This is a genomic window from Flavobacteriales bacterium, assembly GCA_016713875.1.
Lineage (GTDB): Bacteria > Bacteroidota > Bacteroidia > Flavobacteriales_F > PHOS-HE28 > PHOS-HE28.
The window spans coordinates 590,546-606,281 of sequence record JADJOI010000003.1; the positions used below are offsets into that span (position 1 = coordinate 590,546).

The 15,736-nt window shown below is 64.0% G+C and carries 18 protein-coding genes and 1 tRNA gene; 8 read left to right on the top strand and 11 right to left on the bottom strand.

Annotation, left to right across the window (positions count from 1 at the left end; all coding sequences use genetic code 11):
* From IPJ87_03935 to IPJ87_03975, 9 genes are all read right to left on the bottom strand, one after another.
* Window positions 1-1,197: a hypothetical protein gene (locus IPJ87_03935; GenBank protein MBK7941016.1), complete on the bottom strand. Its 1,197-nt coding sequence runs from the start codon at window positions 1,195-1,197 to the stop codon at window positions 1-3.
* A gap of 830 nt (window positions 1,198-2,027) precedes the next feature.
* The gene (locus tag IPJ87_03940) at window positions 2,028-2,387 is read right to left on the bottom strand and encodes a hypothetical protein (protein MBK7941017.1); all 360 of its coding nucleotides are present in this window, start codon (window positions 2,385-2,387) and stop codon (window positions 2,028-2,030) included.
* A 411-nt stretch (window positions 2,388-2,798) separates the two neighbouring features.
* Window positions 2,799-2,897: transfer RNA gene (locus tag IPJ87_03945), tRNA-OTHER, on the bottom strand.
* Window positions 2,888-3,316, bottom strand: coding sequence for a hypothetical protein (locus IPJ87_03950; GenBank protein MBK7941018.1), 429 nt, complete (start codon window positions 3,314-3,316; stop codon window positions 2,888-2,890). The genes IPJ87_03945 and IPJ87_03950 overlap by 10 nt, the downstream gene beginning before the upstream one ends.
* Before the next feature lie 292 nt (window positions 3,317-3,608).
* Window positions 3,609-4,820, bottom strand: coding sequence for a tyrosine-type recombinase/integrase (locus IPJ87_03955; protein MBK7941019.1), 1,212 nt, complete (start codon window positions 4,818-4,820; stop codon window positions 3,609-3,611).
* A gap of 93 nt (window positions 4,821-4,913) precedes the next feature.
* The gene (locus IPJ87_03960) at window positions 4,914-5,297 is read right to left on the bottom strand and encodes a hypothetical protein (protein ID MBK7941020.1); all 384 of its coding nucleotides are present in this window, start codon (window positions 5,295-5,297) and stop codon (window positions 4,914-4,916) included.
* Between the two features lie 44 nt (window positions 5,298-5,341).
* Window positions 5,342-7,861 (bottom strand): TonB-dependent receptor, encoded by a 2,520-nt coding sequence (locus tag IPJ87_03965; protein ID MBK7941021.1) that lies wholly within the window; start codon window positions 7,859-7,861, stop codon window positions 5,342-5,344.
* Window positions 7,862-7,903: 42 nt separating this feature from the next.
* The gene (locus IPJ87_03970) at window positions 7,904-8,545 is read right to left on the bottom strand and encodes a DsbA family protein (protein MBK7941022.1); all 642 of its coding nucleotides are present in this window, start codon (window positions 8,543-8,545) and stop codon (window positions 7,904-7,906) included.
* Between the two features lie 89 nt (window positions 8,546-8,634).
* A complete protein-coding gene (locus IPJ87_03975; protein ID MBK7941023.1) occupies window positions 8,635-8,925 on the bottom strand; it encodes a hypothetical protein in 291 nt (96 codons plus the stop codon).
* 113 nt (window positions 8,926-9,038) lie between these two features.
* On the opposite strand from IPJ87_03975, the gene IPJ87_03980 reads away from it, so the two are divergent.
* From IPJ87_03980 to IPJ87_04005, 6 genes are all read left to right on the top strand, one after another.
* Window positions 9,039-9,284: a hypothetical protein gene (locus IPJ87_03980; protein MBK7941024.1), complete on the top strand. Its 246-nt coding sequence runs from the start codon at window positions 9,039-9,041 to the stop codon at window positions 9,282-9,284.
* A gap of 23 nt (window positions 9,285-9,307) precedes the next feature.
* A complete protein-coding gene (locus tag IPJ87_03985; protein MBK7941025.1) occupies window positions 9,308-9,811 on the top strand; it encodes an SRPBCC domain-containing protein in 504 nt (167 codons plus the stop codon).
* A 73-nt stretch (window positions 9,812-9,884) separates the two neighbouring features.
* Window positions 9,885-10,301, top strand: coding sequence for an SRPBCC family protein (locus tag IPJ87_03990; GenBank protein ID MBK7941026.1), 417 nt, complete (start codon window positions 9,885-9,887; stop codon window positions 10,299-10,301).
* Between the two features lie 3 nt (window positions 10,302-10,304).
* The gene (locus IPJ87_03995) at window positions 10,305-10,691 is read left to right on the top strand and encodes a DUF1801 domain-containing protein (protein ID MBK7941027.1); all 387 of its coding nucleotides are present in this window, start codon (window positions 10,305-10,307) and stop codon (window positions 10,689-10,691) included.
* 25 nt (window positions 10,692-10,716) lie between these two features.
* Window positions 10,717-11,178, top strand: coding sequence for a GyrI-like domain-containing protein (locus IPJ87_04000; GenBank protein ID MBK7941028.1), 462 nt, complete (start codon window positions 10,717-10,719; stop codon window positions 11,176-11,178).
* Between the two features lie 3 nt (window positions 11,179-11,181).
* The gene (locus IPJ87_04005) at window positions 11,182-11,550 is read left to right on the top strand and encodes a DUF1801 domain-containing protein (protein ID MBK7941029.1); all 369 of its coding nucleotides are present in this window, start codon (window positions 11,182-11,184) and stop codon (window positions 11,548-11,550) included.
* A gap of 18 nt (window positions 11,551-11,568) precedes the next feature.
* On the opposite strand, the gene IPJ87_04010 is transcribed toward IPJ87_04005, so the two are convergent.
* Window positions 11,569-11,964 carry a hypothetical protein gene (locus IPJ87_04010; protein MBK7941030.1) on the bottom strand — a complete coding sequence of 132 codons (396 nt, stop codon included), beginning with the start codon at window positions 11,962-11,964 and terminating at the stop codon, window positions 11,569-11,571.
* Between the two features lie 59 nt (window positions 11,965-12,023).
* Entirely contained in the window at window positions 12,024-12,713 is a 690-nt protein-coding gene (locus tag IPJ87_04015) for an NAD(P)-binding domain-containing protein (protein ID MBK7941031.1), read from the bottom strand.
* A gap of 14 nt (window positions 12,714-12,727) precedes the next feature.
* On the opposite strand from IPJ87_04015, the gene mazG reads away from it, so the two are divergent.
* Both mazG and IPJ87_04025 read left to right on the top strand, forming a co-directional pair.
* The gene (gene mazG / locus IPJ87_04020) at window positions 12,728-13,537 is read left to right on the top strand and encodes a nucleoside triphosphate pyrophosphohydrolase (protein MBK7941032.1); all 810 of its coding nucleotides are present in this window, start codon (window positions 12,728-12,730) and stop codon (window positions 13,535-13,537) included.
* A gap of 68 nt (window positions 13,538-13,605) precedes the next feature.
* A complete protein-coding gene (locus IPJ87_04025; GenBank protein ID MBK7941033.1) occupies window positions 13,606-15,735 on the top strand; it encodes a PKD domain-containing protein in 2,130 nt (709 codons plus the stop codon).
* Window position 15,736 lies beyond the last annotated feature (1 nt).

The window sequence follows — 15,736 nt, forward strand, 5'->3', positions numbered from 1 at the left end:
TCAGTGCCAGGTTACGAGTGCGGTTAACTTCTGATCACGGATGTGGCTCTGCGAGAATGATATCACACCATCAAACAGGTTGAAGACATCCTTGGGGGCTTGTCCACCATCTTTGGACCAACCCCAAACGATCTCCTCGTATTGCTTGAGGTAGTCTTCGTAGTGCCGAGCCGCATGAAGGTTAGAGGCTAGGCCAATGCCTAGGGTCCACGTATTCATGGGCAGTTGCCTTGCTTCTACACCCAACTTCAAAACTTGGAACGTACTCTTCTTAATGTCATCCGTGCGGTCCATTCCGACACTTGTCTTTCCGTCCGAAATGGTGCCCTTGGGCTTCCCATCGGCTGATACAGGCCAACCCTCACCCGGTTTACGGGGTAGCCCGCAAGCGCCTGTGAACCAAAAGAGCTTGTCGCGATTATTCTTCGTGGCGTAAAGCTGCCAGAGGTGTGCCCATGCACGCACATAGGCGGCAAGGTCAAATGACCCGGTTTCAATTGCGTTGGCGATTGCTTCTTGGCCCCATGCTGACGAACCCAAGCCAGTAGTCTGCAACTCCCAGAACATCTTGGTTCCATCTGGTGCGGGGATGACCAAGGAATAGGAGTGTTGATCCATCGCACGAACGATCCCGACACTGTGGCGGAGTGGTTTCTGCTCGGTTGTTTGCAAGCCTTGAGCGGTATGCTTGCGTGCCAATGCAGGGATGAACAACGGAGCTGCTTTGACCTCTGCGATGAAGACGTATCGCGATACGGTGTCTACAACGGCGATATCAATGGGCTCAGTGCCTGTGTGTACCGCGACCGAAGGTCCGGCTGTCAGATGGTAGTATGCGCTGAGTATTTCGCGCAATGCCTCTGCTGTTGCAGGACCTATCTGCCCAGAGGTAGGCTTGCGCCCGATGTGATGCACAAACCTCTCCTCGGTGATGCAGTAAGGGCAGGCATTGAAGAAGGCGTAGATGTCGTGGTCGCAGTGTTGGCACCAAAGCCACCCTTCGGGCAGGACGTATTGATAGTACTTGCTCGCTACCAACAGATCAAAGGATGCTGCCAAGGCGATGTCTAACTGCACTCCACGCTGCCGACTAGCCTCTATGGCCTTGGACACCAGCAGTAGCGCCAGCCTCGAGGATGATGCATCAGTTCGGGCCAAAATGAGGCGGTTAAGGTCAGGTGGTAGATCGACGTACATTCCGTCAAAGTGATGCAAAGTTATCCGTCAAGCGTCTCGCCCTGCCCACGTAACGGGCGGAGATATCAACAACTGGCTGACTGACAGGGCTAGGGTGCGGCCGAAGGTAGGCAACGGAGGCAAATGGCTTACCCCTGTTTACCTGTGCTGGATGACCGTCTTGTATTTGGGGCGGCGTTGGCCGCCGCCTCTTCAAGTCCTTTCCGGCGGAGCCGGTTCTTTTTCTTCAGTCCTCCGAAGTTCTCGGGCGGCATTGGCTGCCGCCCTTTTCTGGGTTCTCAGCCGGGCCGGGTTCTGTTGTATTTTTCAGCGCGTCGGCTTATGCGCGTTGGCGTATTCGCGATGGCACCTAACGGATGAGGCTATGCGCAGCGCCCCTTGCGCGTGGGCTTTGTGTTGAGGGGGCGTTGCGCATAGCCGATGTTAGGTGCCGTCGCGTCTTCCGCATTTGGTCCCGCCCATTGCTGAAAGGTAGTGGCTTGCTGTCAGTGGACAAGCGGGACTCAGAACCCGGCCCGGCTGTTTGTATTGGGGCTTCCACCCTTAGACGCAGTGGGAACCATTGCGCCACACAAGCTTTATAATGCTTTGGCTTATCCTGATTGGTAAGCCAGAAGTCATATTCCCAAGGACTCATTTCGCACTTGATTTCAGCTAACTCCCGTACAACCGATTCGGGTATACGGGCATGCCCATTAGGGAGCCGGACAACGGATTCGTTTGGCATTAGATAGGCACAATCACCATTCTTGTGCGTGAAGCACTTTCCGCCCCTAGCCTCAAGAAGTTCCCTAAGCCTGATGTTTGCGATGGTTTCCTCCATCGGAATATCAAGCTACCGCGAACGTGTGCTTGCGGAACGAACTAGATCCCAATAGGGTGACAGGAATGTTCGGTATAGTTGCGAACTCCTCCTTGTCAAGCTCTTTAGACCACCCCAGTTTGCTCAATGCGCGATGAAGGGTCTTGTTGCTAACGTGTATCTGCAAGAACACCTCGATGTCCTTGTACTGATCTTCGATAGCGTCCTCTTCGCTAACCGTAGAATACCCCAAGCTCTTAAACAGGGGGCTATGAGCGAACCAGATTCCGTCCTTAAACTTTGTGAGAACGGGGATGTCGTAGTCAACGAACACGCCATCCTCCAAGGAGCGAACGCTAATGCGGGCTATTTTGATGGTGCTGTCCATGGTGTATGATGCTACTGAGCGTAGGGCTCAAACGTAGTGCAAAGGTACAATGTTATCAAGCGGCCCGCACATGCGCCACTGACGGGCCTTCAAAGATGAGGCCAATCCTGTTTTGTGCTCGCGCTTGGATCGAATAGGGGCATGCACTACCTTTGACCCACGTTCTTTCAAACGAAACACCCTGCCGCTTGGGCAGGGTGCTCGTGACTTGGAAGGGAACCGGTTCAGGTCATTACCCTATGCCTAAGGCTCTGTGGGGACAGAGGCTTTCCGGCTAATGGGACCGCCTTCGGCCCCGGCTCCTTCTGTGTGATGGGTTGACAGACGGTATCTCGGTCCAGCATGCCATATAGGTGCTGGCTTTGACCACTTACACTGTCGGGGGATCCCATCACAGTTCCTTGAATGATTGTGCCTCGGCAGGAATCGAACCTGCAACCTCCACTCAGTACCCCTCCTGGTTCCAGCAGTTGGTGGCGCGTGGCGCTCTATCCGTTGAGCTACGAGGCGTCTGTTTCTATCAGTTCTTCTTCTTCGGGTTTATCCCACGCCTTCGATGGCACGGTGTTGTCATAAGTCGGAAGGCTCCAAAGCGCCTTCCCATTGCTATCATGGGTCAGTGCTACACGCTTTCCGTTCTTGTGCAGGTAGCTGACGGCGACGACCACCTTCCGCAGAAAGGCATCGTATGACACGCCATATTCGGGGGTAAACAGGCGTTTCGTGATTTCCGCGGACCCGATGGGCTCGACACTGTCGCGCAGCACTCCCATCACCTTGTTGTTGAGGCCCCGCACCTTGCCCTTCGGCGTGATAAGTACACTGATCTCCCGCTCAACGTGGTGGGCGTCACGAGTGAGAACAATGCGCTCCAGTTCGTCGATCCGCTCGCGAAGCTCTTTGATGAGTTGTGTGACCTTTTCCTCCATAACGGGTCAAAGGTCAGAACACGGATCCCGTTTAGATCAGAGAACGGTCAGAAGTTATCCACATGGTTATCCTCGATCGACTGTCCTCCGAAGTTCTCGGGCGGCATTGGCTGCCGCCCTTTTCTGGGTTCTCAGCCGGGCCGGGTTCTGTTGTATTTTTCAGCGCGTCGGCTTTGCGCGTTGGCGTATTCGCGATGGCACCTAACTAGGGGGTTGTACCAGATCCTGGGTTTATTTCGCCTGTAGGGGTGGTACTATTCCACTATTGCGGGATGTAAAACCCAGATCACGGTCAGAGGTCGAGGTCGTCCAGTGGGCTGCGGATCTTGCCGAGGGCCTTGGTGCTGACATGGGTGTAGATCTCGGTGGTTCTACTTGAGCTGTGCCCTAACAGGGCCTGAATGTAGCGCAGGTCGGTGCCTTTCTCCAAAAGGTGGGTGGCGAAGCTGTGCCGGAGGGAATGAACGGATGCCGGTTTGGTGATGCCCGCCTTGGCTTTGGCGTCGTGGAACACAGCTTGTACGCTGGTCTCGGAGTACCGGCCGCCGGTCTGGCCCACGAACAGGTGTCGCTTGGGCCGATGCTCCACGATGTACTCGTCCAGCATGTTGAGGAGCTTGGGGCTGAGGAGCGAAACACGGTCCTTGTTGCCCTTGCCCCCTCGGATCAGCACCTGCTTCCGGTCCCGGTGGATGTCAGTGAGTTCCAGGTTCAACAGTTCGCCCAGCCGCAGCCCGGCGGAGTAGATGAGCATGAGCATGCATCGGTGCTTGAGATTGGTGGGCGCTCTGAGCAGGGTGGCCACCTCTTCCTCGCTGAGCACAGAGGGCAGTTGCCGCTCCTTCCGCGGCCGCTCGATGGACTTCACCCGTGTGACATCGCCCAGTACATCTTTGTAGTAGTACCGTACCGCGTTCACTACCTGGTTCAGGTAGCTATTGCTCTTGCCGGATGTGGCCAGGTGATGTTGGAAGGCCTCAATGTCCTCGGTGCGGATGTCGTTCGGGTGTTTCTGTGCGAACCGGAGGAAGAGTTGCTTCACCGCGTTGAGGTAGGTCTCAATGGTCCGCGGGCTGTATCGTCCGATCTCCAGTTTGCGCCGCATGGTGGCCAGCACATCCGCCTGAACGTTGGACAGAACGGGCGCTGGGGGCGTTGGCCGTGCTGTGGCCGGTGCGGTGGCCGGGGGCTTCGCTCCATGGGCCACCCGGGCGCTTGCTGCAGGCGGGGTCGCCGATCGGGCGGGTGCGTCGGTTCCGGTGTTCTTCCGCAAGCCGTTCATGTCCACCCAGGCCCGGCCCTTGAACGCCGTGAAGATGGCCTGGATATGCTCCGGCGCGTTGGGCGTGTACCAGCAGCGGTGGGTCCTGCTCCATCGGGCGCCGGCGTGCTTGGCGGCGGCGATCAGTTCGGCGTCGTAGGGGAAGTGCAGCGCGATGCAGCGCCGGGCGTGATGCACCAGGTGCTCCAGCTGCACCGCGCGATCGATGGCCTTTTCGTCCATGGCGGAAAGGCAAGATAACGGTGCACGGGACTCATCCGTGGTCGCGCCAAGGTGCGGAACGAAGCCGCCGAGCGGGTGCCCGTGCCCCGCGTGCTATCGCTTGCTGCGGTCCACCTCTTTCACCAGCTTGCCCTGCTCATAGTGCAGTTCGCGGTAGATCTGACCATCGGGGCTGTAGTCGTAGTGGATGCCGTGCTCCAGGCCGTTCTCCCAGCTCTCCAGGTACTTCCTGGTGCCGCTCTCGTAGTAGTAGGTCCACTGGCCGTGTTCCACCCCCTTGAGGAAGTGGCCGGTGTACTCCAGCTGGCCGTTGGGGTAGTACACCTTCTCCATCACCTTCTCGGCCTCCTCGCCTTGGCCCTTCATGAAGATGACCACCTCGGGCTTGCCGTTGGGGTGGGTGGAGGCCACGAACTTGTGGGTGCCACAGGCGGCCAGCAGGGTGGCCAGGAGGAGGGGGAGGAGTGCCCGCTTCATGCTCCGGCGAAAGTAGGGCACGGCGGCCGACCGCCGGCGGGTCGTCAGAACCAGGCGATGAGCTTCACGTTGAGGCGGCGCGGGGTGAGGTTGTCCGGGATGGCGTAGAACCGGCCGCTGACGTCCTGCACCCAGGTGTAGTCGATGGTGTTGTTGATGTTGAGCAGGTTGAAGACCTCCACGCTCACCCACATGTCGTTGATGTGGCGCAGGAAGCCCTTCTTGTCCTGCCCGCGCGCGCCGAGCAGCTGCTTGCTGAAGCCGATGTCGACCCGGCGGTAGAGTCCGGTGCGGAGGGTATCGCTGTAGCGGTCGTCGTTGGGCGGGCCGAAGGGCAGGCGGGTGCCGAAGACCAGGTTGAGGTGCACCTTGAAGGTGGGCCAGCGCGGCATCTCGTCCTGGAAGTAGAGGGCGAAGTTGACGCGCTGGTCGGTGGGCTTGGGGATGTAGCCCGGCTCGATGCGCGTGGAGTCCACGGCCACCTGGTCGAAGGTGTAGCCCGGCCGGATGGTGTCGCCGGCGGCGTTGAAGCGCAGGTAGTAGAAGTCATCGACCAGGTCCTCCTGCACCGTCATCACGCTGACCCCGGCCCACGACTCGATGCCGGGGATGAGCTCGCCGTTGAGCTTCAGGTCGAGCCCCGCGGCGTAGGCCCGGGCGTTGTTGCGGCCGTAGTAGCGGATGCGCACGTTGTCCACCTCGTAGGGGATCACGTGGTCCATGTGCTTGTAGTAGGCCTCGGTGGTGAGCTTGAAGGGGCGCTGGAAGATGCGCAGCTCGCGTTCCCAGCCAAGAAGGACGTGGATGCTGCGCTGAGCGCGGATGTCGGGGTTCAGCTGGCCGTCGAAGCCGCGCAGCTCGCGGTAGAAAGGCGGCTGGTAGTAGAGGCCTGTGGCGAACCAGAAGCGGTGGCGGCGGTCCACCGTGTCGCCCTTGTGGGTCACGCGCGTCCATCCGGGGGCGTAGGTGGCGCGCAAGCGGGGGCTCACCACGGTCTCCTGGTTGTAGCTCCACCAGTTGGCGCGCAAACCGGCGTTGAGGCCCCAGCTGCGGCCGGGACGGGTCTCCCAGGTCCACGCGTTCTGTACGTAGGCGCTGGCGCGGTAGCTCTCCAGCTCGGCGCGGCTCTTCAGCACGTAGCTCAGCTCCAGGTCCTCGCCTTCGCTCTGCGGGATGCTGTAGTCGGCCGAGTCCACCATGGTCCACTCGCTGAGGCGGTCACTGATGGTCTCGCGGCGGCCGTCGACGCCCCACTGCAGGTAGCTCTTGCGCAGCTGCTTGTAGCCGCGGTGGGCCACGGTGATCACCTGCGCGCTGAGGTCGTTGCGGGCGTGGTCGAGGTAGCCGCCCACGCCCAGGTTGCGCACCACCTCGCCGAACTGGTCGCTGCCCAGGTCACGGTCCAGCTCATCCAGGAAGTACTGGCCGAGCACGTCGAAGGTCTCGGTCTCGCGCGTGTCGAAGGCGCTGACGGTGAACTTCAGCAGGGCGTCCTTGCCAGCCTTCCAGTTGAGGTTGAGGGCGCCGGACCAGGTGTCGAACTCGGTGCGCTCGCGGCCCTCGAAGAACACCGTGAAGCGCAGAGCCTGGTTGAAGTTGCCGAACTCGGTCTGCCGGCTCTGGGGGCTCAGGCGGTACTGGTTGCTGGAGTAGAGGCCCAGGAAGCCGAGCTCCACCTTGTCGCTGAGGTCGTAGGTCCAGTACGATTGCAGGTCGAGGTAGCGCGGGTCGTACTCGCCCTTGGTGTCTAGGCTGCGCAGCAGGTAGGCGTTGGTGCGGTAGCGGAAGCCGGTGATCTGGCGCAGGCGCTTCTTCAGCATGGCGCTCTCCAGGTGGATGGCGCCGCCCTGCAGGCTGGCCGTGGCCGAGCCGGCGAAGCCCTTGGGGCGCTTGTAGGTGATGTCGAGCACGCTGCTGAGCTTGTCGCCGTAGCGGGCCTCGAAGCCGCCGGCGCTGAAGTGGATGCGCTCGATGAGGTCGGGGTTGGGGAAGCTCAGGCCCTCTTGCTGTCCGGCGCGCACCAGAAAGGGGCGGTACACCTCGATGCCGTTGACGTACACCAGGTTCTCGTCGAAGTTGCCGCCGCGCACGCTGTAGCCGGAGCTCAGCTCGTTGCGCATCACCACGCCGAGCTGGCCGCTGAGCAGGGCCTCCACGCCGCCCATGGGGCTGGGCATGAAGCGCGTGAGCTTGGCGTCGAGCACGGTGATGCCGGCGTCGCGCTCGCTGTCGCCGCTGCGCACGTCCACCTGCCCCAGGGTGTTCACGGGCAGCTCCACGTCCAGCCGCTGGCGCTCGCCGCCGCGCACGGTGACGCGGCGGTCCTGCGTGCTGCCGGCGAAGCTGAAGCGCAGCAGCAGCTCCACGCCGGCCGGCACCTTCAGCTCGTAGCGGCCGTCGTCGGCGGTGGTGGTGCCGCGGGCCATGCCCTCCACGAAGACGTTGACGAAGGGCGCCACGCGGCCGTCGGGCGTGCGCACCGTGCCGTAGAGGGTGCCCTCCTGCTGTGCGAGGGCGGAGAGCACGGGGAGCAGGAACAGCGCGAGCAGGGCGGTGCGCAGCATGGGCGGCAAAGTAACGGTGCCCGCTTCAGCTTGGTATGCGGCTCAGCGGGCGTGCAGGGCGGCGCGCACGGCGGCCAGCAGGTCCGCGGCGCTGCGGTAGCCGCTGCTCACCGGCCTGGGGCTGCCCTTCACCACGACGAACACGGCCGGGAAGCCCTGCACGCCGAGCTCGCCGGAGCGCCGGATGTCCGCCTCGAAGGCGAGCTTGGCGGCCGGGTCGGCCAGGGCTGCAGTGAGCTGGGCGCCGTCCACGCCGTGGCGGGCGGCGAGGGTGGGATAGAGGCTTCGGTCGTTGAGGTCGAGGCCGTCGCGGAAGTACGCGTGCTGCACCTCGTGGGCGAAGGCGACGGTGCGGTCGGGGGCCAGGGCGCGGAAGGCGGCGATGGCCAGGCACGGCGGCACGCTGCTGCTCCAGCGCGTGCCGAGGCGCAGCTGGTCCTTGTAGGGCTCGCCGATGCGCACGCCGGTGTATGACTCCAGCCGGGGGATGGCGCTGAGGATGTGGTCGGCCATGTCGCCCATCGGTCCCTCGCGGTCGCCGGTGACCATGCCGCCCAGCACCAGCTGCACGTCGATGCTGTCGGCCAGCTGCGCACGTACGGTGTCCAGCTCGTGGCCGAAGGCGTAGCACCAGCCGCACAAGGGGTCCATCACATAGAGCAGCACGGGTCGTTCAGCGGGCATCGCGGCGGGTGCGGGTGGGTCATGGGGCCGTGCGGAGGACCCGGTACAGCCGGAAAGCAGGACGATGGAGAGGAGGGCGGGCAGGGTCTTCATCCGGTGGCCAGGGCCGCGCGCACGTTCTCCAGCAGCTGCTCGGGGCCGCCGAAGTGCTCCAGCAGGCGGATCCCCCGCGACGCGCAAAAGGCCCGCAGCTCCTGCCGGGGACCTTCCTCGACGCCGCCGCCGAGAATGAGGAGTCCGGTGGGCCCCTGCTCCAGCCGGGCCATCAGGGGCGCATCCTCCATGAAGCCCTCCGCGGCATGCCCCGCACTGCGAAGCTGGTGATGCACCAGCGCCATGATGCTGGCGTTGCGGCCGAAGTAGACGATGGGCTCGCTCATGGGCGTGGCCTAAGGTAAGCAAGTGACATGCAGCCGCGCTGGGCGTGGATGAACCCGCCATGGGCGTCGATGGAGGCCGGGCATCGGTCAACGGACGGAGCGTCTGTCGGTCGATGCCGATCCGGTACGCCCGCTTCACCATCACGCACGCGGGCCCGGCCTGGCTGGAGGCCGTGGAGACCGACGGCATCCGTGTGGTCCGCGTCGCGGTCGCGTTCGAGGACGATGGCGAGCTCACCACGGTGAGCGTGCATGTCACGCCCGTCCAGCCCATCACGCCGGCCATCCTCATCGCCTGTGGCTATGCCGACCTCTGGGAGGAGCGGCTGTACGCGCTCACCGATCAGGTGATCCCCTGAACCCCTTGCCCACACCCTGACCCATGCCCACCTCGGCCCTCTTCCACTTCATCGTCGACAAGGCCGATCGCACCATCACCGTGGAGCGTTCCTTCCACGCCCCGCTCGATCGGGTCTGGGCCGCCTGGACCGAAGCGGAGCTCCTCTGCCAGTGGTGGGCGCCGAAACCCTACGCATGCGTGATCACCGCGCTCGATCTGCGTCCGGGCGGGCGTTGGAGCTACACCATGCAAGGCCCTGAAGGCGACCGCCATCATGACTACTTCGCCTATGAGAAGGTCGAGCCCAAGACCTGCTTCTCCGGCCGGGACGGTTTCTGCGATGAGCAGGGTCGGATCAACATGGACATGCCGCGCGTGCGGTGGGAGAGCCGGATCGGCCCGCACGGGAGCGGTACCTTGGTGCAGGTGCGGATCGACCTCGACACCCCGGAGGACCTGGAGCGGATCGTGGCCATGGGCTTCAAGGAGGGCTTCACCGCAGGCCTCGACCAGCTCGAGGACCTGCTCACATCCGGAACGCGATGATCCGTCCGGGCCGAAAGGGACCAGAACACCATGCGACAGGCTGGAAGCCTGTCGCACCATCGAACAAGGACCCATGAGCACCCGCATCACCGTATCCGCCCTGGTCAACAGACCCGTGTCCGGGGTCTGGACGATCTGGACCGACCCGGCCCACATCATGCGATGGAACGCGGCCAGTGATGACTGGCACTGCCCACGGGCCTCGAACGACCTGCGGACCGGTGGGAAGTTCAGCAGCACGATGGCCGCGCGCGACGGCAGCTTCAGCTTCGACTTCGAGGGCGTGTACGACGATGTGCAGGAGCACCGGCGCATCGCGTACACGATGAGCGACGGACGGACCTGTGATGTGCGGTTCACCGAGGAAGGCGGAGGGACCCGCATCACCGAGACCTTTGACGCCGAGACCATGAACAGCGAGGACATGCAGCGGGCCGGCTGGCAGGCGATCCTGGACCGCTTCAAGATGCACGCTGAGTCACAGGACTGAACCATGGCGCGCTTCGATCCAGCCACCACCACGCTCCTCGATGCGCACCAGCATCCGCTCCGCAAGGCGATCGACGCGTTGCGCGCACTGATCCTCAGTGTGGATCCGTCGATCGTGGAAGGGGTGAAGTGGAACACGGCCAGCTACAGGACGACCGACTGGTTCGCCACCTTGAACGGTCCGAGGCATGTGAAGGAGCCGATGATCATCCTTCATGCGGGTGCGAAGGCCAAAGGCGTCATGTTAAAGGATCGCATTCCCGACCCGGAGGGCATGTTGAAGTGGATAGGCAACGACCGGGCGCAGGTCGTATTCAAGGACGCGGCGGACATCAAGGCGAAACAGAACGTGCTGCGGGCGATCGTCAGCGCGTGGATCGAACTCGTGTAACGGCCGGGAACGTCAAACCCCAACAATGATCAGCACGCCCGAAGTCACCACCACCACGGAACAGGCCACCGCCACCATCCACCTGGTGATCCCGTGCCAGGAGATGGGCCGCCACATGGACCCGGCGATCCGGGAGATCATCGCGGCCATCAACGGCCAGGGGCTCCGGATCACCGGTCCGATGTTCTGCCATCACCATCGACGACCCACCGACAGTTTCGACTTCGAGATCGGCTTCCCGGTGTCGGGTCCTGTGAGGGAGGACGGGCGCGTGCGGAACAACAGACTGCCCGCCGTGCAGGTGGTGCGCGCCGTGTACGAAGGGCCGTACGATGGGCTTGGTGGGGCCTGGGGTGAACTGCAGGGCTGGGTGCGCGCACAGGGGATCCCGGAGACCGGTCGGTTCATCGAGCGCTACCTGAACAACCCGGATAAGGTGCAGGACCCGAGCGGATACCGCACTGAACTGAACTGGATCATCGGCTGAAGCATGCGGGCCACGGACGACTACCTCGCGGCCTTGCCGGCCGATCAGCGCAAGGCCTTGGTGGTGCTGCGGCAACGTATCCAGGCCGCCGTCCCCGGCATCGAGGAGCACTTCGGCTACGGCATGCCCGCGTTCAAGTTCCACGGACATCCGTTGGTGTACGTCGGTGCGGCCAAGGCCCATTGCGCGTTGTATGGCACCGTGCCGAAGGAGCTGGCCGAGGCACTGAAGGGCTTCCGGACCAGCAAGGGTGCCATCCACTTCACCCCGGAGAAACCATTGCCTGCGGCGCTGGTGAAGGCGCTGATGAAAGCGAAATGCGCGGAGATCCTGGCCCGGTGGCCGGCGACCCGTGCCGTGCCCCGCGGATGAGGCCGTACCTCGACGGGCTCAGTTGTTGATGATGATGACCGGCGCGTTCTGGATCTTCTTGTCCGAGCGCGACACGAACCGCATCACCACCTCGCCCTTCTTCTCCTTGATCGCGTACACCGCCGCCACAGGCCCTTTGGGACCGGTGCCGGGCTGGGCGATCTGCAGGTTCTTGCGCTCGATCGTCGGGATCGAGGGGTCCGCGAACCGGGCGATGACGGTGGCGTAGTCGAAGTTGATGTTCGAGGCCGTGACGCTGGTCGCCGGTTCCGCATTGATCGCCTGGCCGTTCACCAGCAGGGTGAAGGGAAGGCCATCCTCGGAGTACACCGTGAGGTCGTGAGCGATCTGGGCCGAAGCGGACAGGGTGGTGAGAACAGTGACCAGGACGAGCGTGCGCAACAGGAGGTTCATGAGGATGGTATGGGGTGCAAAGGTATCCGTGCGGGCGTGCGGGCCCGCGCCAAGTGGTGCTACTTGCGCAGCAGCTTGAACGCGTGGGTCCACTGGTTGCGGATGAAGCCGGGGATGCACCACAGGATGCACAGCGGCTCGATGGCGCGTGCGCCCTCCGCGCCGCCCATGTCCTCGGCCTCCCAGCCGAACTGATCGAGGATGGTGACCACCTGTTGCTTGGCGCCTGCGTCGTTGCCGCAGATGAACATGGTGGGCCGGGTGTCGCCGAAGTCCGGGTCCACCATGAAGGCGTTGCCCACGCTGTTGAACGCCTTCACCAGGTGCGCCCTGGGATTGGCGCGCTGCAGCCGTTCCATCAGGCTGTCCTCAAGCGTGGTGAAAAAGCGCAGCACCCCGTTCTCGGGCGGAGCATCGGCGATGGGGTTGGTGGTGTCGATCACGGTCTTGCCCGCCAGGTCGTCCGCGTCGCAGAGCTGCAGGGCGGCCTCTGCGGCCGTGCCCTTGCTGCACAGCACGATCACATCGGCCCAGGCGCCCACCTCCTTGTGCGTGCCCACGCGGCCGGTGGGATGCTTGTCCAGCCAGCCGGCCACCTTGTCCGGGTTGCGCGTGGCGATGGTCACATCATGTCCGTGCTTCAGGAAACCGGAGGCGAGCACCTGGCCCACCATGCCCGTACCGAGGATGCCGATCTTCATGCGTCGAGGGGTTGTCCCTCGAAAGGTAGGTCGTGCAGCCTCTCCCATCGCACCTTTGCGGCATGAACGCCACCGACCCCCGGGCCGCCGCCTTCCTGCGCCTGCTGACCATCATGGACGAGCTGCGCACGGGCTGCCCGTGGGACCGCAAGCAGACCATGGCGACCCTCCGTCCGCTCACCATCGAGGAGACCTACGAGCTGGGCGACGCCATCCTGGAGGAGGACCTGGACGGCGTGCGCAAGGAGCTGGGCGACCTCATCCTGCACATCGTGTTCTATGCCCGGATCGGGTCCGAGCGCGGGGCCTTCGACATCACCGAGGTGCTGAACGGCATCTGCGACAAGCTCATCCATCGGCACCCGCACATCTACGGGGACGTGAAGGTGCAGGACGAGGAGGAGGTGAAGGCCAACTGGGAGCGGATCAAGCTGCAGGAGAAGGGTGCCGCGGCATCCGGGGAGCGCAGCGTGCTGGAAGGCGTGCCCAAAGGCCTGCCCTCCCTGGTGAAGGCGGTGCGCGTGCAGGACAAGGCGCGGGGCGTGGGCTTCGACTGGGAGCACCGCGACCAGGTGTGGGCGAAGGTCCATGAGGAGCTTGCCGAGCTGAAGCGCGAGGTGGACGCGGGATCGGAACGCCGTGCCGACGAGGTGGGCGATGTGCTGTTCAGTGTGGTGAACTACGCGCGCTTCGTCGGGGTGGACCCGGACGAGGCGTTGGAGCGCACGAACCGCAAGTTCATCCGGCGCTTCCAGTTCCTGGAGCGCGAGAGCCGCAAGGACGGGCGTGAGCTGGGCGCGATGACCCTGGCCGAGATGGACCTGTACTGGGACCGTGCCAAGGAGGAGGAGCAACGCTTCGGGGTGCAGTGAACGGCGTGGAGCGCGAACGACCCGTTGTGATCGTCGGGCGCCGGGGTCGGAGCGCCGATCTTTGCACCGTGCTCCGCGGACCTGCCCTGCTCACCTTGGTGCTTTCGCTCGGTGCCGTCCTGACCGGACGGGCGCAATGCGTGAACCCGATCGCGGCCTTCCCCTACGGCGAAGGGTTCGAGAACGGGCCGCAATGGACCGCCGGCGGAATCAGCAGCGATTGGGCGTGGGGCACACCGGCGCATCCCTCGATCAACAGCGCGGGGGGCGGTGTGCGCAGCTGGTGCGTCGGCGGGCTTACGGGCACCTTCTACAACTACGGCGAGCTGAGCTGGTTGGAGAGCCCCTGCTTCGACATGTCCGCGCTGGATCACCCCTGGATCTCCTTCAAGATCTTCTGGGAATGCGAGCGGCAGTATGATGGCATGACCTTTCAGCTGTCGCTGAACGGCGGCCAGACCTGGAGCAATGTGGGGGCCTGGGGCGATCCGGTGGACTGCCTCAACGACAACTGGTTCAACGCCGGCAACATCACCAACCTCACCTCGGCCAGCCCCAAGCACGGCTGGAGCGGGCGCAGCGGTTCCACCAGTGGCAGTTGCCAGGGCGGTTTCGGCAGCGGCGGCTGGGTCACGGCGAAGCACTGCATGCCGGCGGCCGCCAACCAACCGCAGGTCATCTTCCGCTTCCTGTTCGGCGCCGGCACCCAGTGCAACGGCTACGACGGCATCGCCATCGACGACATCCTCATCCAGGAGGCGGAGGGCGCCATCGCGGATTTCACCTGGACCTGCGCCGGAGCTTCGGCCTCCTTCACGCCGGTGGCGGGCGGGTGCCCCACGTCCTGGACGTGGGACTTCGGCGATCCGGCCTCCGGCGGGCAGAACAGTTCGTTCTCCCAGAACCCGTCGCATACGTTCTCCGGTCCGGGCACGTACTCCGTCACCCTCACCACCGACGGACCGTGCAGCGACCCGGTGAGCATCACGCTGCCGGTGGTGGTACCTGAGGTGAGCGTGGACGTCATCGATGCGGATTGCTCTGGCGTCCTGGGCTCGGCATCGGCGGTCGTGGCCACAGGCACCATAGGCATCACGTACAGCTGGTCGCCGGGCGGCGGCAGCGGCGCATCGATCACGGGCCTTGCCCCCGGCACCTACACGGTGACCGTGACGGAGGCGGGCGGCTGCTCTTCCACGGCCACGGGGGTGGTGAACGGACCGGTGCCAGTGCAGGTGCAGGCCATGGCCGACACCATCGTGTGTGAGGGCGCGGCGCTCACGCTCCTCGCCACGAGCACCGGGGGCACGGGGGCCGTGCAGTTGACATGGTCGCCGACCGGGCCGGTGTTGAACCCTGCGGTGGCCGGCACCTATTCCGTGGTGGCCGTCGATGCCGCCGGGTGCACGAGCACTGCGGATGATGTGGTGGTGGGGGTGGCGCCTCTTCCGCAGCCCACCGTGCAGGTGGACGCCTTGGCCGGCTGCGCACCGCTCTGCGTGTCGCTGGCCGTGCAGGGCGTGGGGGCGGGAACGACCACCTGGGACCTCGGCGATGGCACCACCGCGAGCGGGGCCACCGTGCAGCATTGCTATGCGCAGGAAGGGAGCTTTGTGCCGACGGTGGCGCATGAGGTGCTTCCCGGCTGTGCCGGAACAGCGAACGGTGCACCGCTGATCGTGAACGCACCGCCCGTGGCGGCCTTCACCGTGCCCGCCGTGGTCCAGGAAGGGTCGGGTGCGGTGCCCATCGTGGACGCCTCGCTGGATGCGGTGCTCTGGTCATGGGACCTGGGCGACGGCAGCACGGCGAGCGGTCCGCAGCCTCAGCACACGTACGCCGACCTGGGTTGTCGTACGATCAGCCTGGTGGTCACCGATGCGGCGGGTTGCACGGACGGCACCTCTGCGGAAGTGTGCGTGGAAGGCGACTATGCGTTCCACGCGCCCAACGCCTTCACCCCGGACGCGGACGGGATCAACGATGTGTTCCTGCCGCGCTCCACGGTGCAGCGCCCGCAGGCCTACGAGCTGCGCATCCATGACCGCTGGGGCGCCTTGCGCTTCCTTAGTTCCGAACTGTCCGAGGGCTGGGATGGCGAGGGTGAGCCACAAGGCGTTTACACCTGGACGGTGATGCTGCGCGATGGGTTCGGCACACGGCACCTGCACCGAGGGCACGTGTCGCTGCTTCGCTAGG